Genomic DNA, 20,831 nt, shown 5'->3' on the forward strand with positions numbered 1-20,831 from the left:
CTACCCCCGCCTGCGGCGGGAAGAGAAAAGGCCGCTTCTCCCCCCATAAGCTGGATTGACGGCTCTGCGCCCTACCCCCGCAGCGCCGCCCCATAGCGCTTGGCCATCTCGGCGACGATCTTGGCGCCGACCGCCTCGATCTCGGCCTCGGTCAACGTCTTGTCGACCGGCTGCAGGGTTACAGCCAGCGCAACCGACTTCTTGCCGGCCTCCACGCCTTGCCCTTCATAGAGGTCGAAAACCACGACATCGGCGATCAAGGCCCGGTCGGCGTTCTGCGCGGTCTTCATCATCTCGCCGGCCGCGATCGTCTTTTCGACGATGAAGGCGAAATCGCGCGTCACCGGCTGGAAGCCCGAGAGCGCCAGCTTCGGCTTGACCTTGGTCGGCTTGTATTTCGGCAGCGGCAGCGCATCGAGATGGATCTCGAAGGCGACGAGCGGCCCCTTGACGTCGAGCGCCTTCAGCACCTTGGGATGCACCTCGCCGAAGGCGCCGATGACGCCCTTGGGGCCGAACTGGAGCGTGGCCGAACGGCCGGGATGCGCCCAGGCAGGACCACCAGTGACGATCTGCAGGCCGCCAACCGGGACACCGAGCCCTGTCAGCAGGCCCATGAGATCGGCCTTGGCGTCGAAGACATCGACGGGCTTGGCGGCGCCGTCCCAATGGCGGCCGACGCCTTCGAGCCTCGCCGTGCCCCGGCGCAGCCCGGCTGCGGCGATGAACTGCCCCTCAGGCGTGTCATCCTTGAAGACCTGCCCGACCTCGAACAGCGCGACGTCGCCAAGGCCGCGATCGGCGTTGAGCTGGCCAGCCCGGATCAACCCCGGCAGCAGCGAGGGGCGCATATCGGAGAGATCGGCCGCGATCGGATTGGCGAGCACAAGCTGGCGCGCGCCGCCGCCGAACAAAGTCGCGGCGTCATGCGAGATGAAGGACCAGGTCACCGCCTCGACGAGACCGCGGCTGGCGAGCAGGCGCTTGGCGGCGCGGGTGCGCTTCTGCAGCACGGTGAGAACGGGCTTCACCACCTCGCCCTTGATGCGCGGCAATGGCGTCGAGACAACGCGGTCGAGGCCCGCGATGCGCACGATCTCCTCGACGAGATCGGCCTTTCCAGCGACATCGCCACGCCAGGACGGAGCGGCGACCTTGACGCGCTCGCCGGCGCCCGAGACGTGGAAGCCGAGCGAGGTCAGCGCGACCTTCATCTCGATCTGCGGCAGATCGAGCCCGGTCAGGCGCTTGACCTCGGACCAGGGGAAATCGATGGCATGGGCGCTCTCGGGCAGATCGCCCTCGAAGACCATCTCGGAGGCTTCGCCGCCGCAGAGATCGAGGATCATCGCGGTGGCGAGATCGAGGCCCGGACGGGTGAAATCGGGATCGACGCCGCGCTCGAAGCGATAGCGCGCATCGGAGTTGATGCCGAGCGCGCGGCCGGAGCGGGCGATGTTGAGCGGGTCCCAGAGCGCGCTCTCGACCAGCACATCGGTGGTGGTCTCGCCGCAGCCGGAGGCCTCGCCGCCCATGATGCCGGCAAGCGACTCGACGCCGTGCTCATCGGCGATGACGACCTGCTCGCCGGTCAGCGTGTAGCTCTTGCCGTCGAGCGCCAGGATCGTCTCGCCGTCCCTGGCCCGGCGCACCGTGAGATCGCCCTTGACCTTGGCGGCGTCGAAGACGTGGAGCGGCCGGTTGCGGTCGAAGGTCATGAAATTGGTGATGTCGACCAGTGCGTTGATCGGCCTGAGGCCGATGGCGCGCAGCCTCGCCTGCAGCCAGTCCGGCGAAGGCCCGTTCTTGACGCCGCGCACCAGCCGCAAGGCGAAGACCGGGCAGAGGCCCTTATCCGCCTCGGCGAAATCGAGCGTCACCTTGACCGGGCAGGGAAAGGCCCCGCGCACGGGCAGGATCTGCGGCGTCTTGAGGCCACCGAGCCCGGCGGCGGCGAGGTCGCGCGCGACGCCGGCGACGCCGAGCGCATCGGCGCGGTTGGGCGTCACCGCGATCTCGATCACGGCATCGTCGAACCCGGCATAGGCGGCATAGGGCTGGCCGACCGGCGCATCCTGCGGCAAGTCGAGGATGCCGTCATGATCCTCGGAGAGCTGCAACTCGGCGGCCGAGCAGAGCATGCCGTTCGACTCGACGCCGCGAATGACGCCCTTGCCAAGCGTGATGTCCTTGCCGGGGATGTAGGTCCCGGGCGGTGAGAACACGCTCTTCATGCCGGTGCGGGCATTCGGCGCGCCGCAGACGACCTGCACAGGCTCAGCCCCGCCGGTGTCGACCATGCAGACGCGCAGCCGGTCGGCATTCGGGTGCTGCTTGGCCTCGATCACATAGGCGATGGTGAAGGCCTGGAGAGCCTTCGCCTTGTCCTCGACCGCCTCGACCTCGAGCCCGACGCGGGTCAGCGTCTCGGTGACGGTGTCGAGCGAATCCGTGGTGTCGAGATGGTCCTTCAACCAGGACAGAGTGAACTTCATGAGTGTCCGTCACTTCTCAGATTGGCATGGGACATCGTGGGCGACGCAGCGTTGAGCTGGTCTTCCCCATCCGTCCGGATCTTCATGGAATTGCCGCGCCAGCTCACTTCTCCGGCGACGAAGGCATAGGCCCAGACGCCGGGAAAGATCAGATCCCGCAGCAGCAGCGCCAGCGGCATGCGCCAGGAGAGATACCAGCCGACGCCATAGGCCAGCGCCATCTCCGCCACATACCAGGGCAGCAGCACGAGAGCGGGGCCAAGCCATGCGGGATATCCGTAGGCCAGTGCCGCGAAAGCCGCGCACAGCGCCGGCAGCAGCGGGCCGGACAGGATCTCGGGCGCGAAGAAGGGCAGGAACGTCACCCGGCGCAGACGCGCCCAGCGGAACTGCCGCTGCACGACGTCATACAAGGAGCGCTGGCCCAAGGGCTGCTCGAAGGGCTGGCCGACGAGATGGACATGCTTGCCGGCCCGGCGCACCAGCTTGGTGGCGGCCGCATCCTCGGCAATTTCCTCGCCCAGCACGGCGATGCCGCCATTGGCGTCGAGGAAGGGCTTGTTCCAGAGCATCGACTTGCCCTGCGCAAAGCCGAAGCCGAGCGCCTCGCCGGCATATTGCCAGCGCGCCTGGAAGGTGTTGAGGAAGGCGCATTCGAGCTCGGCCCAGAAGCCCTGCGGACGCGAGCCCGCCGGCGTCGAGCAGACGAGCCCGGTGTCGGGGCGCCATGAGGCCAGCATGCGCTGGATATAGTCCCTCGGCATCAGCACATTGGAATCGGCCAGGATGACCCATTCGGTCGTCGCCGCTTCCCAGCCCTTGACGCAGTTGTTGAGCTTGGGATTGGCGCTGACGGCGACATCGCCGGTGATCAGGCTGACGCGCTCCGCGCCGAAGCGCCCGATCAATTCCTCGATCAGCGGCACGATCGGATCATCGGCATCGGCGACGCAGAAGATCGTCTGATAGCGGGGATAGTCGAGCAGGAGGCCAGACGTCGCCGTCTCCCTGCTGAAGGCCTCGATGCCGCGCACCGGGCGCACGACCGTCACCGGGGGCTGCGCGTCGAGCAAGGCGCAGCCGGCATCCTTGCGGCGCAGACGCACGAAGGCGATCGCCTGGCAAAGCAGGTTGATCGCGACGGCGAGCGCCGCGAACAGGCCAGCTGATGCCGCCAGGCTCACCGCAACCTCCCCTGATGCCGCTGCGCGCTCACGACGACAGCCCACCCGTCAAGGTCGGCAGGTCGAGCGGCCGGAAGCCGTAATGGGCGAGCCAGCGCAGGTCCGCCTCGAAGAAGGGGCGCAGATCCGGCATGCCGTATTTCAGCATGGCGATACGATCGATGCCCATGCCCCAGGCGAAGCCCTGGTAGACATCCGGATCGAGCCCGCAATTCTTCAGGACGTTGGGGTGGACCATGCCGCAGCCGAGAATCTCGAGCCAGTCCTCGCCCTCGCCGAAGCGGATCTCGCCGCCCTTGCGCGAGCATTGGATATCGACCTCGACTGAGGGCTCGGTGAAGGGGAAGAAGGAGGGGCGGAAGCGCATCTTGACGTTGTCGATCTCGAAGAACGCCTTGCAGAACTCCTCAAGCACCCATTTCATGTGGCCCATATGGGCCTTTTTGTCGATGACGAGCCCCTCGACCTGATGGAACATCGGGGTGTGGGTCTGGTCGGAATCCATCCGGTAGGTGCGACCGGGGCAGATCACCCGGATCGGCGGCTCCTGCGCCATCATGGTGCGGACCTGGACCGGCGAGGTATGAGTGCGCAGCAGCTTGCGCTCGCCATTGGCGTCGGGCGCGAAGAAGAAGGTGTCGTGCATCTCGCGGGCGGGATGGCCGACGGGGAAGTTCAGCCTGGTGAAGTTGAGGTCGTCGGTCTCGACATCCGGACCTTCCGCAACCGAGAAGCCCATATCGCCGAAGATCGCGGTGATCTCGTCGATGACCTGGCTGATCGGGTGGATGCGGCCGCGCGCCTCGGGCCCCTCGCGGACCGGCAAGGTGATGTCAACAGTCTCGGAGGCGAGCCTGGCGTCGAGCGCAGCCTCGCCCAGCGCCTCCTTGCGGGCGGAGAGCGCGCCTTGCACCTTGTCGCGCAGGCCGTTGATCAGCGGCCCCTTGTCCTTGCGCTCCTCGGGCGTCATCGCGCCCAGCGTCTTGAGCAGCGCCGAGATCGAGCCGGCCTTGCCCAGCGCCGCGATCCTGACCTGCTCCAGGGCGGTCTCGTCCTGCGCGCCGGCGATGTCGGCAAGGAGGCTCACGCCTAAGTTATCGATCTCGTTCATGCCTGCTCTGGTCCATTTGCGAGGCATCTTCTAGGGTGTCGCCAGCGGCGAGGCTAGAGGCAATCATGCTGGCAAAGCATCGCTACGGCGGCAAATCCGGACCGTTTCACCTCGATGAGGGCAGCCGCATGACAATCATGTCTCAATGGCGGGCGGCCTTGGTCGTGAGTTCGCTCGTTGGCCTGGCGGTGCCGGCGGCGGCGCAGGACGGCAGGCGCGTCACCGTCACCGGCGAGATCAGCGACACCTGGTGCACGATCAGCGGGCTGATGTTCGCCAAGGGCACGGCTCATCACCAATGCGCGGTCTGGTGCGCGCTTGGCGGCATCCCGGTCAGCATCCGCGACGCCAAGGGCGAACTCTATCTGATCCTGAAGATCGGCGACGACGAGGACAACGCCGCCAACCCCCGCATCGCGCGGATGGCGACGCATGAGGTTGCCGTCGACGGCGAACTGCTCGAGCGCGACGGCGTGAAATACCTGCTGGTCGACCGCATCGCCGATGACAAGGGCGTCATCACCATGACGCATGAGGAATACGGCATCCAGCCGTTCGGGAACTGAGCGATGAAGGCTCTCTCCACGATACGCCTCGCGCTGATGATTTTTACAGTGACCAGCGCCGGCTCCTCCCTGGCCGCCGAAGCCTGGAATATCCCGCATGAGAAGGCCGTCGTCCTGAAGGGACGCGTCGTCGACGCGCTGTGCCCGCTCAAGGGTCGCTGCGCGCCCGATTGCGGCGGCGGCAAGCGGCAGCTCGGCCTGCTGCTGGCGGATGGCACGTTCCGGCTCGTGGCCAAGTCGAACATCGATTTCGCCGGATCAATCCCCGATCTGATCGGCTTCTGCGGCAAGGAGATCGAGGCCGACGGGCTCCTGATCGAGAACCCGGCCATAACCCTGTTCTTCGTGCAGGGCATCAGGACCGATGCGGCTGGATCCTTCATCCCGGCCGAGCGCTTCAAGGCGGACTGGGAGACGCAGCACGGCAAGGCCGAAGAGTGGTGGCGTGCCGATCCGGAAGCGAACCGGATCATCGCCGAGGACGGCCCGCTCGGCATCAAGGGCCTGGCGCCCAAGCCAAAGCCCTGAGGCCTCCCGCGATGACCGACATGATCGCGCGCAGGGGCGTGCTGGCCGGCCTCGCCGCTTTCGCCACAGGACGGGCTGTCGCGCAGGATCAGGCCAGCCAACAGGGCAGCCTCCAGCATGATCGGCTCACGGCGCAGTTCGGCGGAGCTTTCACCCTCACCGATCACACGGGCAGGCGCGTCAGCGACGGCGATTTTCGTGGCCGCTTCATGCTGATCTATTTTGGCTTCACACGCTGTACCGATACCTGTCCGGTTGATCTGCCGGTCATCGCGCAGGCACTCGATGCGGTCGGCCCGCTCGCGGACAAGCTCGTGCCGCTCTTCATCACGGTCGACCCCGGCAACGATACGCCGCCGGTCATGGCGACCTATGTCGCCGCCTTCCACCCGCGCCTGATCGGGCTCACCGGCAGCGAAGCGGAGATCGCGGCAACGGCCAAAGCCTACAAGGTGCATCGCCGCAAGCTGACACAGCCTCACCATGGCGCGGGCGAATATGCGGTCGATCATGGCTCGCTGACCTATCTGATGGGGCCGGACGGGCGCTTCGTGACGTTGCTGCCGCATAATTCGGGCGCCGAGCGGCTGGCCGCGATCCTGCGGAAATATCTCGCCTGAGGCGACAGGCCGCGTCTGCGTGGCTATGCAGGGCATACCCAACAGGACCGATGCCATGGCCGACAACACCGCCCAGAAGACCTCACCCAGCTTCCGCCTCGCTGCGCTCGACCCCGACTTCATCCTCGGTGATTCCACGCGCGGGGCGCGTTTCATGCTCGAATACCAGAAGGCCGAGGACAACCTGCGGGCGCGCGGCATCGCCTCGACCATCGTCGTCTTCGGCTCGGCGCGGGTGCGGGAGGGCAATCCCTGGTACGAGGCGGCGCGGGCTTTCGCGCGGATCGCCTCGGAACGTGGCGGCGCGCTGGCGCAGGCCGGCAATGAGCACCGGCATGTCATCGCCACCGGCGGCGGGCCGGGCATCATGGAGGCGGCCAATCGCGGCGCGACGGAGGCCGGGGCGCTCTCGATCGGCCTCAACATCACCTTGCCGCATGAGCAGGAGCCGAATGCCTGGTCGACGCCGGACCTGACCTTCCGCTTCCATTATTTCGCGATGCGCAAGATGCATTTCGCCATGCGGGCAGCCGCGCTCGTCGCCTTCCCTGGCGGCTTCGGCACGCTCGACGAATTGTTCGAGGTGATGACGCTGGTCCAGACCGGCAAGATGCCGCCGGTGCCGATCGTGCTCTATGACAGCGCCTTCTGGAAAAGCCTGCTCAACCTCGACACGCTACGCGAGGCCGGCTTCATCCGCCCCGAGGATCTCTCGCTGTTTACCTATGCCGACACGCCCGACGAGGCCTATGCCCGCATCGTCACTGGTGCCGGCGACGCCTGGGAACCGGCTGCAAAGGACAGCGTGCAGACGTAAGGCGCGCGATTCGTCGCGATGCACCGCCGTCATTCGGTAGTCGGTCAGTTTGGGGGCCAGTTCCGACCCGTTGGGGACTTGCGTGCCCAACTGCATTATAGCGTCGATCCCTGTGGAGGACCTATGAGACTGGTTCGTATCGTAGTCTGCATAGTCGCGACGGCGACTGCTTGCCGGGCAGATGTGCAAACCGATGGGCTTCGGCCCGATGATTATCCCTTTCAATGCGGTGCAGTTTTCGGGATCATCGGTCGCGCCAACTCTGACGCTGCGAACGTTAGCGAGGCGACAAAATTCAGCGAGAGAGCCAAAAAACTTGAACTAGTAGCTCAAGCGGAGTTCGCTAGACGGGGCCGAAGCAAGCAAGACGCTGAAAATTATATGCAGAAGCATATTGATGACCTGATCGAGTTAGCCGCTAGAGAACCGCGGCTGATCGCTAATTTCGTCAGAGCATGTGAGCAGCGATTCCCGAGCTGATAAACTCGAGTTCAATGCCGCCCCCCATATCAGTCGTTCCGGCTTTGGGGGCCTAGATGGCAGCTTTCACCGCTGACAAGCTCCGCTACAATGCGCGCTCTTGGCGGAGTGCAGTGGCGCTACCATTGGGGAATTCGTGATCAAGGCTCTAGTCACTATACCGCTTTTCTTCGCAGTTTGGCTTACTTGCAGCGTCGGCGGCGCGTTTACCGCCAGTTTCCTCTTCCACCACATTGACGAGTTTTCGTTCATCAGCGGTTTTGCAGTAGGCGCGCTTGTCGGCTTGCCAGCAGCATTCTTTGCGATCGGATATTTGTGGCGGGAATGAATAAATTGATGCCGCCCCTGCCGAGTAACCCCCAGCTTTTGGAGGGAGGCAGGGCATGACCGCAAACGACCCAACTCGGTCATCTCAACTTCCGCTATACGGCTTCCCAACACGGCTGGCAGAAAGGCTTGTGCCAGCAACCGCAATCAGAAAAGTGGTTGCACATCGCGTCAGATCACCCTGACGGCTTGGGATTTGTCTGCCATCAGGGTATCTCGGAGGCACATTCTCGCAGCCTCCGCTTTTGGCCCAGAGCGGAAATCGGCCAGCATCGGTCGGAAGCAATGAGCACCACCGGCCGATAAGACCGTTTATGCGCCGACGAAGCCAGCCACGGCAAGGATGGCGGTAAGGCTGGCCGTCATGCCGGATACGCTGGCGGTCTTCTCGACATCGATCCACTCGGCGAGAGAATGCGCCCTGCCGCCGGTGCCGCCCGAACCGATCTTGATCGCGGGGATACCGAGGCTCATCGGAATATTCGCGTCGGTCGAGGACGCCTCGTGCGTGGGCACAAAGCCCTGCGCCTTCATGGCCGCAGTCGCGAATTGGACGATATCGGCGTCCATGGCCGTATTGCCGGCAGGACGATCGCCCAGCGTCCTGATCTCGACGGTGATGGGGCCCTCGCTGGTCGAACGGATCGCGTTCTCCTGCTCGACTGCTGCGGCCACGATCTCGCGCCAGCGTGCATCCAGCCTGGCAAGCTGCTCGGCCGATTCCGATCGAAGGTCGATGTCGACCCACGCCTCCTCGGGGATCGCGTTCACCGAGGTACCGCCGCCGACGATGGAGGCACAGAATGTGGTGCAAGGTGTTTCCGGCACCTCGATGCGGCCGAGTTCGACGATCGCCTGCGCCATGGCATAAATCGGGTTCACGATCCCGAACGCCTTGAAGCTGTGTCCGCCCGGCCCTTTGAACCGGACGGAATAGCGTTTCGAACCGACGCCGCCGACCACGATGTTGTCCACCTGCGGACTGTCGACGGTTATGAAGGCTTCAATCTGGTCGCGATACCGACCCTTGGCGAAGAGATGGCGCACGCCACGCAGGTCACCGAGCCCTTCCTCGCCGACATCGCCGACGAACAGAATATCGTTGCGGGTCCTGATGCCGGCAGCGTCCATCGCGCGGATGAAGGCCAAAAGCACGGCAAGGCTGCGGGTGTCGTCGCCAACGCCCGGTGCATAGAGTTTCGTGCCCTCGCGGCGCACGGTGACGTCGGTTCCTTCCGGGAAGACCGTGTCGAGATGCGCGGCGACCACGATCAAGCCACCATTGCCGGTGCCGCGCCTGACGCCCATGACATTGCCGATCTCGTCCTGCTCCACATCCTCGAGACCATGTGCGCGCAGCATCTCGAGATAAGCGGCGGCGCGCCTCTCCTCCTTGAAGGGTGGGGACGGAATCTCGGTCAGCGTGATGATGTCGGCCACGGTGCGGTCGTGCTCGGCGTCGAGCTTTTCGACCGCCGCCTTGAATGTCGGGTGGCTGGTGATCGCGGCGATTTCGGAGGCGTGGTCGCGCTGCACTGGCATTTCCCCATCATGCGGTCGGTGGCCTTCGCTCAGGCGCAAGCTGTGCCGTCAGCCCCAATGCAGCGCAAGGGGTCTTGGCAGCGCAAGGCTTACTGGCAGCGCAAGGGTTCGTCGCGAACATTGAAGTCCGCAGCGCACATCACCGATGGAGCGAGCGCGCATACCGAGACAAAGAAAAGGCCGGCATCGCTGCCGGCCTTTTCCAAATCAGTCAGGCAAAACCGCTCAAGCGGCCTTGCGCTCGCCGGCGTTGGGCTCGGCGGCCAGAGCGGCCTTGACCTGCTCGACGACGGCCGTGAACGAGGCCGCATCGTCGATCGCCATGGCCGAGAGGGTCTTGCGGTCAAGCTCGATGCCGGCCTTGGTCAGGCCGTTGATGAACATCGAGTAGACCAGGCCGTGCTCACGCACCGCAGCGTTCAGACGCTGGATCCAGAGCGCGCGGAACGAGCGCTTCCGGTTCTTGCGGTCGCGATAGGCGTACTGCATCGAGCGATCGACGGCCGCCTTGGCGGCGCGGATCGTATTCTTGCGGCGGCCATAGAAGCCCTTGGCGGCCTTGAGTGTCTTCTTGTGCTTGGCATGGGACGTTACGCCCCGTTTCACGCGAGCCATGTGATGATCTCCGGAAGGTTAGGGGGCGTCAGCCGTTGGGGAGGAAGTATTTCTTCACGTTGGCGGCGTCGCCCTCGAAAAGAACGTTCGTACCCCGGTGATTGCGGAGCTGCTTGTTGGTCCGCTTGATCATCCCGTGACGCTTTCCGGCCTGGGCGTAGAGCACCTTGCCGGTTCCGGTGATCTTGAAGCGCTTCTTGGCGCTCGACTTCGTCTTGATCTTGGGCATTTCAGCTCCTCATTGGTCGCGGACGCGCGAATTGCGCCGCTTTCAGTTTTGCTCGTTCAAGAAGTGCTCTTGGGGAAGCAAAGATCGACCGCCACGGCAGCCCTTATCAGCCGGGCGATCGAAGGCCGCGCGTATGACAGAAAAGGGCGGGCGTGGCAAGGGCGGGTCGTGGGCTCCGCGACAAGCCGCTTGACGATATCCGTGAAAGGCGCGTCAACACGTCACGACAACGTCTCATACGGCTCGCTAAGAAGCCCACTCTACCAGAGAGGAAACATCATGCGAATTTCAATGGCCGGATTCCTGGCCGGCATCGTCCTGAGCGCGGTGGCCAGCGCCCCTGCCCTCGCTCAGTCGACGCTCGACAAGATCAAGCAGCGCGGCCAGATCATCTGCGGCACCAGCGAGGGTGTGCCCGGTTTCTCCCTGCAGGATTCGAAAGGGATCTGGCAGGGCTTCGATACCGATATCTGCCGCGCTCTCTCGGCTGCGATCTTCAACGATCCCGACAAGGCCTCGTATCTTTCTCTGTCGAGCAAGAACCGGCTGGTGGCGTTGCAGAGCGGCGAGATCGACGTGCTGGCGCGCACGACGACCTGGACCCTCGGTCGCGATATCGGCCAGGGCGTCAGCTTCACCGCGGTCAACTATTACGACGGCCAAGGCTTCATCGTCCGCAAGAAGCTCAATGTGAACAGCGTCAAGGAGCTCGACGGCGCCTCGATCTGCGTCGCACAGGGCACGACGACAGAGCTCAACCTCGCCGATTACAGCCGGACCAACGGCATCAAGTTCGAGACCGTCGCCTTCGCGACGCTCGAAGACACCGTGCAGGCCTATGAGGCCGGCCGCTGCGACGCCTACACCACCGACCTCTCCTCGCTCGCCGGCACGCGCAGCAAGCTCAAGGCCCCCGAGGAGCATATCCTGCTGCAGCAGGTCATCTCCAAGGAGCCGCTCGGCCCCTGGGTCCGCAAGAGCGACGCGGCCTGGTTCGATCTCGTGCGCTGGACCGTGTTCGCACTGATCAACGCGGAGGAATTCGGCGTCACCAAGGCCAATGTCGACGAGATGGTGAAGACCTCGACGAACCCCGAGATCCGCCGCCTGCTCGGCGCCGAGGGCAAGTTCGGCGAGTCGCTCGGCCTCAGCAACGACTGGGTCGTGCGGATCATCAAGGCCGTCGGCAATTACGGCGAGAGCTTCGAACGGAACTTCGGAGCCAACACCAACAACCCGCTGCCGCGCGGCGCCAACAAGCTGTGGACCCAAGGCGGGCTGCAATTCGCACCGCCGATCCGCTGACAGCAGCATGACAAGGGGGTGGGGAGATCCGGCATCGCCCCGCCCCTTCTGCGCTTCAGTGGCCGCTTGATCATTCGAGCCTTCATCCCGAGGAGCCGCGAAGCGGCGTCTCGAAGGATGAGGGCTGAGAGAATCTCGAACAGAGGTCTCTCTCAGCGGCTCTAGACCCGAAAGAAGTCGATGAAAGCCCTGAGCGCCGGCCGCATCTGGCGGCGGCTGGGATAGTAGATGTGGAAGCCGTCGAAAGGCGGGCACCAATCCTCCAGCACACGCACCAGCCGGCCATCGGCAAGCGCATCGCGGACATACTCCTCGAACAGGAAGGCGATGCCGGCGCCATCGATGGCGGCCTGCGCGATCAGGCGATCCTCACCCAGGATCAAAGGCCCCTCGACCGGCGGCTCGATGGCGACGCCCTCCTTCTCGAACTCCCAGCGATAGATCACGCCGCTGGAGAAGCGGAAGCGGATGCAGCGATGAGCGGACAGGTCCTGCGGCCGCTCCGGCCGGGGCCTGCCTTCGAAATAGGACGGCGCAGCGACCGCCGCCCCCCGCATAGAAGGCCCGATGCGAACGGCGATCATATCGCGCTGCAGGCTTTCGCCGAGCCTGATGCCCGCGTCGAAACCGCCCTCGACGACGTCGGAAAACCGGTCCTCGATCACGATCTCCAGCACGATCGCGGGAAAGGCGGCGGCGAAGGCGCCAAGCTTCGGCTCCAGCACGGTATGGGCCGCCGTGCGCGGCACGGTCAGCCGGAGATTGCCGGCGGGCTCGTCTCGGGATGCAACCACCGCCTCCAGCGCCAGATCGATCTCGGAGAGCGCCGGGCGCAGGCGTTCGAGCAATTGCGCACCGGCCTCCGTCGGCGCGACGCTACGCGTGCTGCGCGCCAGCAAGCGAACGCCCAGGCCGGCCTCCAGCGCCGATACCGCATGGCTGACGGCGGAGGGGGCGATGCCGAGCTCCTTCGCCGCGTCGCGAAAGCCGCCATTGCGGGCAACCGCCGCCAGAACGGCCAATTGCGAAAGATGACTGCGGCTCATTGCTCTATTTAATCGATCAAGCCGTGCGAACTCAAGCCGATTATCGAACGGCGCCAGCGGCGCTATCTAACCCTCATCACAGCAGAGGAGCCCGTGATGAAAACCCGCAAGCTTGGAACTGAACTGAGTGTCTACCCTGTCGGCCTGGGCTGCATGGGCATGAGCTTCGCCTATGGCGGCCAGGAAGAGAGCGCCGCCATCGCCACTTTGCGCCGCGCCGTCGATCTTGGCGTGACCCTGTTCGACACAGCCGAGGTCTATGGCCCCTACGACAACGAAATCCTGCTCGGCAAGGCGCTGAAGCCCGTCCGCGACAAGGTCATGATCGCCACGAAGTTCGGCTTCAGGATCAGCCGGGATGGCGATGGGCCGGCGCGCATGACCGGCGTCGACAGCCGGCCGGAACATGTCAAAGCGGTCGCCGAAGCCTCGCTGAAGCGGCTCGGCATCGATGTCATCGACCTCTACTACCAGCACCGCGTCGACCCTGCGGTGCCGATCGAGGAGACGGTCGGCGCGATGGCGGAACTTGTCCGCGAGGGCAAGGTCCGCGCGCTCGGCCTGTCGGAGGCGAGCGCGGCGACGATCCGGAGGGCGCATGCGGTACACCCGATCGCCGCCGTGCAGAGCGAGTATTCGCTGTGGAGCCGCGAGCCGGAGGCGCAGGTATTCAAGGCCTGCCGGGAGCTCGGCATCGGCTTCGTGCCCTACAGCCCGCTCGGTCGCGGCCTGCTGACGGGCGCGATCAGTAAGCCCGACCAATTGGGCGCAGATGACTGGCGCCACACTTTGCCGCGCTTCCAGGCCGAGGCGATGGCGGCCAACGCGGCCATCGTCGACGAGCTGGCGGCGATCGCGGCCCGCAAGGGCGTGACGACGGCGCAGCTGGCGCTGGCCTGGGTGCTGCACCAGGGCGACTTCATCGTGCCGATCCCCGGCGCGCGGAAGATCGCAAACCTGGAGCAGAATGCGGCAGCCGCCGACATCAGCCTCAGCGCCGCCGAGCTTGCAGCCATCGCCGAGGCGACATCGCCGGAGCGGGTCGTCGGCAGTCGCTATACCGAGGCCGCCCTCGCTTTGGTCGACGGCTGAGCCCCATGCCCCCACCGGCGAGACCGAGCCGCGGCGCTTGACTCGCACGACACTACATCCATCGATGAGACCGGGTGCCGTCTCGCGGCGAAGAACGCGAACGGCACCCCGTTATCGAGGGGGAAGCGTCGATGAATCAGGTCACCATTCTGGCGAGCATCGCGGCGATCCATGCGCTTGCGATCGCCAGCCCCGGCCCGACCTTCGCGGTCGTCATGAGCTATGCGGTGAAAGGGGATCGCCGCGCCGGGCTGCTGCTGACCTTGGGTGTCGTGCTGGCGACGCTGACCTGGGCGCTCGCCGCCGCGGCCGGTCTGGGCACCTTGCTGGCGAGCTTCCCGCTGGCCTATCGCGGCCTCCAGCTCGTCGGCGCGGCCTATCTGATCTATCTCGGCGCGAAGCTGTTGATCGGGATGATCCGCCACAAGGGCCCGGCCACCCCTCACGCCGCCTCCGAGCCGGTCTCGGGGCTGGAAGCGATCCGCGCCGGCTTCATCACCAACATCACCAATCCCAAGGTCGTCGCCTATTACGCCAGCCTGTTCGGCGTGATGATTCCGGCCGGCGCGCCGGGCTGGCTGTTCTGGTCGGCCGTGGCGGTCGTCGTCGTGGTCTCGGCGGTCTGGTGGATCGCGGTGACGCTGTTCTTCACCGTGCCCGCGGTGAGCCGTGCCTATGTCCGCGCAAAACCGGTGCTGGACGTGATCATGGGCGTCGTCTTGATTGCGCTTGGCCTGCGGCTGGCCGTGTTCGGGTAAGTCTTAAGACCATCGACCGTTCAGGCCCGGAGAAGCCATGACGCCTTGCATCATCACCGTCGCCATCACCGGCTCGCTGCCGACCAAGCGCGACAACCCGGCCGTGCCGATCTCGATTTCCGAACAGATCGAATCCACGCAGGCCGCTTTCGAGGCCGGCGCGACCCTGGCGCATTGCCATGTCCGCAGCGACGAGGGTACGCCGACCTCCGACCCCGAGCGCTTCGGCCGTTTGCTGGAGGGTTTGCGCCAGCATTGCCCCGGCATGATCGTGCAGTTCTCGACCGGCGGGCGCTCCGGCGCAGGGCGCGAGCGCGGCGGCATGCTCTCGCTGAAGCCCGACATGGCCTCGCTCTCGACCGGCTCCTGCAATTTCCCGACTCGGGTCTATGAGAACAGCCCCGAGCTGGTCGACTGGCTGGCGAGCGAGATGCTTGAGCATGGCGTCAAGCCCGAGATCGAGGCCTTCGACCTCTCGATGATCTTCAAGGCGGTCGAGATGGGGGTTGCAGGCGCGATCAAGGGGCCGCTGCATGTGCAGTTCGTCATGGGCGTGAAGAACGCCATGCCGGTCGACCGCGCCGCCTTCGAGTTCTACATCGCGACGCTGAAGCGGCTCGCGCCCGATGCGACCTGGACGGGCGCCGGCATCGGCCGCGACCAGATCACCCTCAACCGCTGGTCGCTCGAACTCGGCGGCCATTGCCGCACCGGGCTGGAGGACAATGTCAGGCTCGACCGCGACAGGCTCGCACCGTCCAATGCCGCGCTGGTGAAACGCGTGGTCGATCTCTGCCCGGAATATAACCGTCGCCCGGCAACAGCCGGCGAGGCGCGCACGCTCCTCGGTCTCGCCGCCTGAACCACTATTCGGCCGCGTGCAACAGCGGCGCGGCCGGCTCGCCGTCGAGCCGCGCGCCGAGCCTGTCGACGTCGAGCAGCATCAGCATGCCCGCCGGCGCGCCTTGCGCATCGCGCGCGGCGACAACGCCAAGCGCGGGGATTTCCAGCTTCGCGGTCAGGTCCCGCAAGGGCTGCAGTTCCGAGACTGGGATTTCCGGTATCGGGCCGAGCGAATCGACCACGAGGCCGAGCGTCCGGCCGGCCGCGCGCACGATGACGATCTGCTGATCCTCGGCGGAGCCATCGGGAATGCCGAGCAGCCGCGCCAGGCGCAGCACCGGCACGGGGTCGCCCTGATGCAGCTTGTAGCCGGCGAGCAGACCGTCTTGCGCCTGCTTGGCCGAGGGCTTCAGGCCGGCGAGATCGACGGCCTCGACGACATCGCGCGCCTTCACGCCGAGCCAGTGCCGGCCGATATGGAAGGTCGCGGCCTCGAAGGCCTCGACGCCGTCAGGCAGCCTGCGCGCCGCGATCGCGTTGGCCGCCGCGCTCGACGGCCGCGCCCCGGCATCAGTGGCGATATCGCCGAGCGGTACGACGCAGAGCGCCACCACATCGGCATGGTGCCCATCGCTGGTCTTGTATTCGCGATAGCCCTTCGATAGTGCCGCGCCGACCGCGACATGCCTGCCCTCGAAGGTGCGGATGCCGGCGAGATCGCCGTCATTGGCCAACCCTTGCGGGTCGATGACGATCGGGCTCGGTGCGCCCACAGCGAAGCGCGGCTCGGTCGAGGAGATGATGCGGCCATCGCCCGCGACGAGCAGCGTGAAAGCGCCGGGTAACGCCGCACCGGCTTCATCGGCCGGCAGCGAATCCTGCAGGATCGCGCCGAATTGCGGCGTCGAATCGAAGACGATCGCGATGCCGCCGACCGCCTTGCCGCCAGCCATCTTGCCGCCAGCCGGGGCCTGGACGGCGGCCGTATAGATCAGGGTCGATGCCTCCGCATAAAGCGACGAAGGCTCGAAGCCCGACACCGCATAATGCTGGTCCGAGCGCAGCGCCAGCGTCCGCTGCACCCATTCCGCATCGAGCCTCTCGCCGACCAGATGCGCCTCGTCCGGCTGCGAAACCGCGACGACGACGCCCTTGGCGTCGAACAGGATCAGGTTGCTGTAGACCGTATAGAGCGAATTGATCGTCGCCAGGATCTCGCCGCAATGCCGCGCGCCCGCCGGCGTCGGCTCCGACAACACCCGCGCGAAGGTCGCGTTCAGCGCCCACCAGCGGCAATCATTGGCGCGCTCATAGAGATTGCGGTCCATGACATCGATGGCGAAGGCGGCGCGCGAGCGGCATTTCTCCATGATCGCCGCGACCACGGTACGGTGGAGATCGCCGATCGAGGCGTCGAAGACGGCCTGCGTCCTGCGGCCGGCATTGGAGATTTCCCAAAGCAGGATTTTCGAGAAGGCAGCATTGGCCGCCGTCGACCCGGCCTGGCGGATCGAGCCGTTCCAGACCGAGCGGTTGAGGTTGCGCTGGATCATCGCCGCCTGGCGCGAGACCGTGAGCAGGTCTTCAGAGAACAGCCCGGAATGGCCGGTCACCGCCGCAAGCAGGCCATCCTCGATCCGCGCACTGAGCGCGCCTTCGCGCTGAGCGAAAGCAGCCTCCAGCGGCAGCAGCCCGAGCCCGATCCAGCCCGGCCCCATATAGCCCTGATAACCGGAGCTGCGGCAGGCAACAGCGAGATATTGCCGGCCGCCGAGCTTGAGCACGGGCTCGCGCCCCTGCAGCGCCGACGGCGACAGGACGAGTCCCACCGGCACTTGAATGGCGCAGGAGCCGGCGATGACCTCGCCCTGCGGCGTGGCGCAGCCCAGGATCGTCCAGTCATCCTCCGGCAGCAGCTTGCGGAAGATCCCCGCCATCTCGTCGGCGAGGCGAAAGACCAGCACGAGCACGCCGAGCGGGCGCCTGGCGCGATCCTCGACGCGCCAGGCATAGACCAGCGACTGCGCCTCCGAGACGAAATCGACCACGCCGTAATGCTCGACATAGGCGCCGCTTGAACTCAACGCCTCCTGGATGATGGCGTGCCGCGCCGTCTCAGCCGGATGGGCCTGGAGCCTGGCCCGGACCGCGCCCTCGCGATCGACCAGGACGATGTCCGAATAGACCGAATACTTCGCGACATAGTCGCGGAAGCGCGCCTCGATCGCCTCGCGGGCAGCGGGTGTCGGCTCCGTTTCCTCCAGCATCTCGCGGATGTCGGTGTCGGCCGCGAGGAAGCCGATATCGGCCGTGCGCTCGAAGAGATTGCGCACCAGCACATCGATGGCGTTCTGCGCCTTGGTCCTGAGATCGCTGACGACCTTGTCGCGCGTCTCTATGGCGAGATGGTTGAGCAGGCTCCCCGTCAATTCCTCGAAGGCGGAACGCGTGCCCGACATCTCGGTCGCGTTGCCCGAGAGCTGGCCGAGCAGGGTCAGCGTATCCCACGACGCCTGCAAGCGATCGAAAGCCTGCCGATAGTCGTCGATCGCATGCATGTGGCGGATGATGCCCGCCAGCGAAGGATCGATCGCGATTCCCTTGTGAAGCGTCTGCAAGATCGGGCTCTTCCATTCGCGCCAATAGCCGCCTGGTCGAGGCCCGGCGGCCGAGAAAGGGCTGAACTCAACGCAACCGTTCCAAATCGAACCAAATCATCTGAGCGGCCGATTCGCACCAAGGTCACCCTGCCCGCAGCGCTCAAATTTGCGGCAAATGCAACGATCATTCACACGGCCCATGACCGGCTGGGCGCGAAGCGCGTGGCGACGTCAGAAAACCGCCTCGCGCTGCGCTTTTTGCAGCCCCCGCCGGGCCGCTCTCGCCTCAGACCAAAAACGCGGCGCGGCCTGCATCGAAATGCATCATTTGTTTCATATGATAATTTAGGGATCATCTGTTTCATTCCGCTACGAGTCCCGTTATGATCCCGCCATGGATCAGATCGGCGTCGTCACCGCCCTGGATGCGCAATTCGATGAGCTGCCGACGCAGCTGCAGGCGGTCGCGCGCTGGGTGCTCGATCACCCCGCCGATGTCGCCTTGCTGACGACGCGCGAGCAGGCGCGGCGCGCGGGCTTGGCTCCCGCGACCTTCACAAGGCTGGCGCAGCGCCTTGGCCTTCCCGGTTACGACGCCCTGCGAACGGCTTATGCGGCGTCGCTGCGCCAGCGCCCCGACGGCTTCGCCAACCGCGCAACCGAATTGCTCGAACGCCATGGCGACGAGGGCGACAGCGCCATCGCGCAGGACATGTTCGCGGCCTTGGCCGAGCATGTCCGGGCCTTGCGGGAGCCCGAATCCGTCGCCAGCCTCGAACGCGCGGCCGCATTGCTGGCGAATGCGCGCGGCGTCTTCTGCTTCGGGCTGCGCTCCGCCTTTCCGGCCGTCTATATGCTCGACTATATCCGCACGCTGATCGGCGCGGAGTCGGTCCTCGCCGACACAGCCGGCGGGCGCGGCATCGATGCCTTGCGCCGGATCGGCCCGGGCGACGTGCTCTTCGTCATCTCGGTCTCGCCCTATACGCGCCTGACGCTCCAGGCCGCCGCCTATGCGCGCGACAAGGGCGCCTCGATCCTAGCGCTGACCGACAGCGCGCATTCGCCGCTCGCCGCGCTCGCCGACGAGACCGTGCTGGTGCGCACCGAAACGCCCTCCTTCTTCCACAGCATGACGCCGGCTTTTGCTGCGGTGGAATGCCTGGCGGCGCTGATGACGGCGCGGCGCGGCAAGCCGGCGCTCGACGCCATCGCCGCCTCCGAGACCCAGCTCGACGCCTTCTCGACCTTTGAGACCCCTCGCCGCGCCAAACGGAGACCATCATGAGCCATCTGCTTCATCGCAGCGTCAACGGCGCCTATCCCGTCGCTGTCGGCGGCAAGGGCGTCATGCTCTTCGACGCCGAGGGCAAGAGCTATATCGACGCCAGCGGCGGCGCGGCGGTCTCCTGCCTCGGCCATGGCCATCCCGACATCCAAGCTGCGATGCATGCCCAGATCGACAAGCTGGCCTATGCCCATACCAGCTTCTTCACCTCGGAGCCGGCCGAGGAGCTGGCGGAGCATCTCATCGCCCGCGCGCCGAAGGGGCTGAGCAACGTCTTCATCTGCAGCAGCGGCTCCGAGGCGATCGAGGCCTGCCTGAAGCTGGCGCGGCATTATTTCATCGAAAAGGGCGAAAGCCGGCGGACCAACTTCATCTCGCGCCGGCAGAGCTATCACGGCATCACGGTGGGGGCGCTCTCGGTCGGCGGCCGCATGAAGGATCGCGCACCGTTCAAGGAGATGCTGCTCAGCGGCCACCATATCGCGCCCTGCTATGCCTATCGCGACCGGCGCACTGAGGAGACGCCGGAGCAATATGGGCTGCGCGTCGCCGACGAGCTGGAGGCCAAGATCCTGGAGCTCGGGCCTGGCACGGTCGCAGCCTTCGTCGCCGAGACGGTCGTTGGCGCGACGCTCGGGGCCGCCACGCCCGCGCCCGGCTATTTCAAGCGCATCCGCGAGATCTGCGACCGCCATGGCGTACTCCTGATCCTCGACGAGGTGATGTGCGGCATGGGCCGCACCGGCACGCTGCATGCCTGCGAGCAGGAAGGGATCGCGCCCGATCTGATGGCGATCGCCAAGGGGCTGGGCGCCGGCTATGCGCCGATCGGCGCGATGCTGGCCTCGGGCAGGATCGTCGAGGCGATCCGGCAGGGCTCCGGCGCCTTTCCGCACAGCCAGACCTATAACGGCCACCCGCTCGCCTGCGCGACCGCGCTCGCGGTGCAGAAGGTGATCGAGCGCGACGACCTGCTCGCCAATGTCCGCCTCCAGGGCGCCCATCTCGAGCGCCGCCTGAAGGAGCGCTTCGGCAACCACCATCATGTCGGCGATGTGCGTGGGCGCGGCCATTTCTGGGGCATCGAACTCGTTGCCGACCGCGCCTCGAAGACGCCTTTCGAGGCCGGCCTCAAGCTCAACGCCAGGATCAAGCAGGCAGCGATGGCGCGCGGCCTGATGGTCTATCCGATGGGAGGAACCGCCGACGGAACAGCCGGCGACCATGTGTTGCTGGCTCCGCCCTTCATCGCTGACGCGGCGGTGATGGACATGATCGTCGAACGGCTCGGAGAAGCGGTCGATGCCGCGATCGCCGGTGCCTTGCACGATGGCGCCGGACATTGACCGAATTATCGATGCAAAATTTGCATTGGCCATGCGCCA

General features: G+C 65.7%; 19 protein-coding genes. 11 read left to right on the top strand and 8 right to left on the bottom strand.

What is annotated here, in order from left to right; all coding sequences use genetic code 11:
- Window positions 1-71: 71 nt before the first annotated feature.
- The 3 genes from pheT to pheS are packed head-to-tail and all read right to left on the bottom strand — an operon-like array spanning window position 72 to window position 4,790.
- Entirely contained in the window at window positions 72-2,495 is a 2,424-nt protein-coding gene (pheT, locus tag RMR04_RS22845) for a phenylalanine--tRNA ligase subunit beta (protein WP_311910748.1), read from the bottom strand.
- Window positions 2,492-3,679 carry a ceramide glucosyltransferase gene (locus RMR04_RS22850; RefSeq protein ID WP_311910749.1) on the bottom strand — a complete coding sequence of 396 codons (1,188 nt, stop codon included), beginning with the start codon at window positions 3,677-3,679 and terminating at the stop codon, window positions 2,492-2,494. The genes pheT and RMR04_RS22850 overlap by 4 nt, the downstream gene beginning before the upstream one ends.
- A gap of 28 nt (window positions 3,680-3,707) precedes the next feature.
- Window positions 3,708-4,790, bottom strand: a complete 1,083-nt coding sequence (gene pheS / locus RMR04_RS22855; protein WP_311910750.1) for a phenylalanine--tRNA ligase subunit alpha — start codon at window positions 4,788-4,790, stop codon at window positions 3,708-3,710.
- Window positions 4,791-4,918: 128 nt separating this feature from the next.
- On the opposite strand from pheS, the gene RMR04_RS22860 reads away from it, so the two are divergent.
- From RMR04_RS22860 to RMR04_RS22880, 5 genes are all read left to right on the top strand, one after another.
- The gene (locus tag RMR04_RS22860; protein ID WP_311910751.1) at window positions 4,919-5,356 is read left to right on the top strand and encodes a hypothetical protein; all 438 of its coding nucleotides are present in this window, start codon (window positions 4,919-4,921) and stop codon (window positions 5,354-5,356) included.
- 3 nt (window positions 5,357-5,359) lie between these two features.
- Entirely contained in the window at window positions 5,360-5,884 is a 525-nt protein-coding gene (locus tag RMR04_RS22865; RefSeq protein WP_311910752.1) for a hypothetical protein, read from the top strand.
- 11 nt (window positions 5,885-5,895) lie between these two features.
- Window positions 5,896-6,504, top strand: coding sequence for an SCO family protein (locus RMR04_RS22870; RefSeq protein WP_311910753.1), 609 nt, complete (start codon window positions 5,896-5,898; stop codon window positions 6,502-6,504).
- Between the two features lie 55 nt (window positions 6,505-6,559).
- On the top strand, window positions 6,560-7,321 hold the full coding sequence (locus RMR04_RS22875; protein WP_311910754.1) for an LOG family protein: 762 nt from the start codon (window positions 6,560-6,562) through the stop codon (window positions 7,319-7,321).
- A gap of 616 nt (window positions 7,322-7,937) precedes the next feature.
- Entirely contained in the window at window positions 7,938-8,129 is a 192-nt protein-coding gene (locus tag RMR04_RS22880; protein ID WP_311910755.1) for a hypothetical protein, read from the top strand.
- 311 nt (window positions 8,130-8,440) lie between these two features.
- Here RMR04_RS22880 and RMR04_RS22885 read toward each other — a convergent pair whose 3' ends face one another.
- From RMR04_RS22885 to rpmI, 3 genes are all read right to left on the bottom strand, one after another.
- Window positions 8,441-9,670: a M20/M25/M40 family metallo-hydrolase gene (locus RMR04_RS22885; RefSeq protein ID WP_311910756.1), complete on the bottom strand. Its 1,230-nt coding sequence runs from the start codon at window positions 9,668-9,670 to the stop codon at window positions 8,441-8,443.
- A 225-nt stretch (window positions 9,671-9,895) separates the two neighbouring features.
- The gene (rplT, locus tag RMR04_RS22890; protein ID WP_069690216.1) at window positions 9,896-10,285 is read right to left on the bottom strand and encodes a 50S ribosomal protein L20; all 390 of its coding nucleotides are present in this window, start codon (window positions 10,283-10,285) and stop codon (window positions 9,896-9,898) included.
- 28 nt (window positions 10,286-10,313) lie between these two features.
- Window positions 10,314-10,514: a 50S ribosomal protein L35 gene (gene rpmI, locus RMR04_RS22895; protein WP_066609790.1), complete on the bottom strand. Its 201-nt coding sequence runs from the start codon at window positions 10,512-10,514 to the stop codon at window positions 10,314-10,316.
- Between the two features lie 291 nt (window positions 10,515-10,805).
- Between rpmI and RMR04_RS22900 the strand changes: the two genes are divergently transcribed.
- Window positions 10,806-11,819: an amino acid ABC transporter substrate-binding protein gene (locus tag RMR04_RS22900; protein ID WP_311910758.1), complete on the top strand. Its 1,014-nt coding sequence runs from the start codon at window positions 10,806-10,808 to the stop codon at window positions 11,817-11,819.
- Between the two features lie 161 nt (window positions 11,820-11,980).
- On the opposite strand, the gene RMR04_RS22905 is transcribed toward RMR04_RS22900, so the two are convergent.
- The gene (locus RMR04_RS22905) at window positions 11,981-12,865 is read right to left on the bottom strand and encodes a LysR family transcriptional regulator (protein ID WP_311910760.1); all 885 of its coding nucleotides are present in this window, start codon (window positions 12,863-12,865) and stop codon (window positions 11,981-11,983) included.
- A 96-nt stretch (window positions 12,866-12,961) separates the two neighbouring features.
- On the opposite strand from RMR04_RS22905, the gene RMR04_RS22910 reads away from it, so the two are divergent.
- The 3 genes from RMR04_RS22910 to RMR04_RS22920 all read left to right on the top strand — a co-directional run bounded on the left by RMR04_RS22910 (window position 12,962) and on the right by RMR04_RS22920 (window position 15,577).
- Window positions 12,962-13,957, top strand: coding sequence for an aldo/keto reductase (locus RMR04_RS22910; RefSeq protein ID WP_311910761.1), 996 nt, complete (start codon window positions 12,962-12,964; stop codon window positions 13,955-13,957).
- 131 nt (window positions 13,958-14,088) lie between these two features.
- A complete protein-coding gene (locus tag RMR04_RS22915) occupies window positions 14,089-14,715 on the top strand; it encodes a LysE family translocator (protein WP_311910762.1) in 627 nt (208 codons plus the stop codon).
- Window positions 14,716-14,752: 37 nt separating this feature from the next.
- Entirely contained in the window at window positions 14,753-15,577 is an 825-nt protein-coding gene (locus RMR04_RS22920) for a 3-oxoadipate:acetyl-CoA acetyltransferase (RefSeq protein ID WP_311910764.1), read from the top strand.
- A gap of 4 nt (window positions 15,578-15,581) precedes the next feature.
- Here RMR04_RS22920 and RMR04_RS22925 read toward each other — a convergent pair whose 3' ends face one another.
- Window positions 15,582-18,176, bottom strand: coding sequence for a chemotaxis protein CheW (locus RMR04_RS22925; RefSeq protein WP_311910766.1), 2,595 nt, complete (start codon window positions 18,174-18,176; stop codon window positions 15,582-15,584).
- Between the two features lie 376 nt (window positions 18,177-18,552).
- On the opposite strand from RMR04_RS22925, the gene RMR04_RS22930 reads away from it, so the two are divergent.
- Both RMR04_RS22930 and RMR04_RS22935 read left to right on the top strand, forming a co-directional pair.
- Complete coding sequence (locus tag RMR04_RS22930; RefSeq protein ID WP_311910767.1) at window positions 18,553-19,446, top strand: MurR/RpiR family transcriptional regulator; 894 nt, start codon at window positions 18,553-18,555, stop codon at window positions 19,444-19,446.
- Window positions 19,443-20,792 carry an aspartate aminotransferase family protein gene (locus RMR04_RS22935; RefSeq protein WP_311910768.1) on the top strand — a complete coding sequence of 450 codons (1,350 nt, stop codon included), beginning with the start codon at window positions 19,443-19,445 and terminating at the stop codon, window positions 20,790-20,792. The genes RMR04_RS22930 and RMR04_RS22935 overlap by 4 nt, the downstream gene beginning before the upstream one ends.
- Window positions 20,793-20,831: the final 39 nt, after the last annotated feature.

This window comes from Bosea sp. 685, assembly GCF_031884435.1.
GTDB lineage: Bacteria > Pseudomonadota > Alphaproteobacteria > Rhizobiales > Beijerinckiaceae > Allobosea.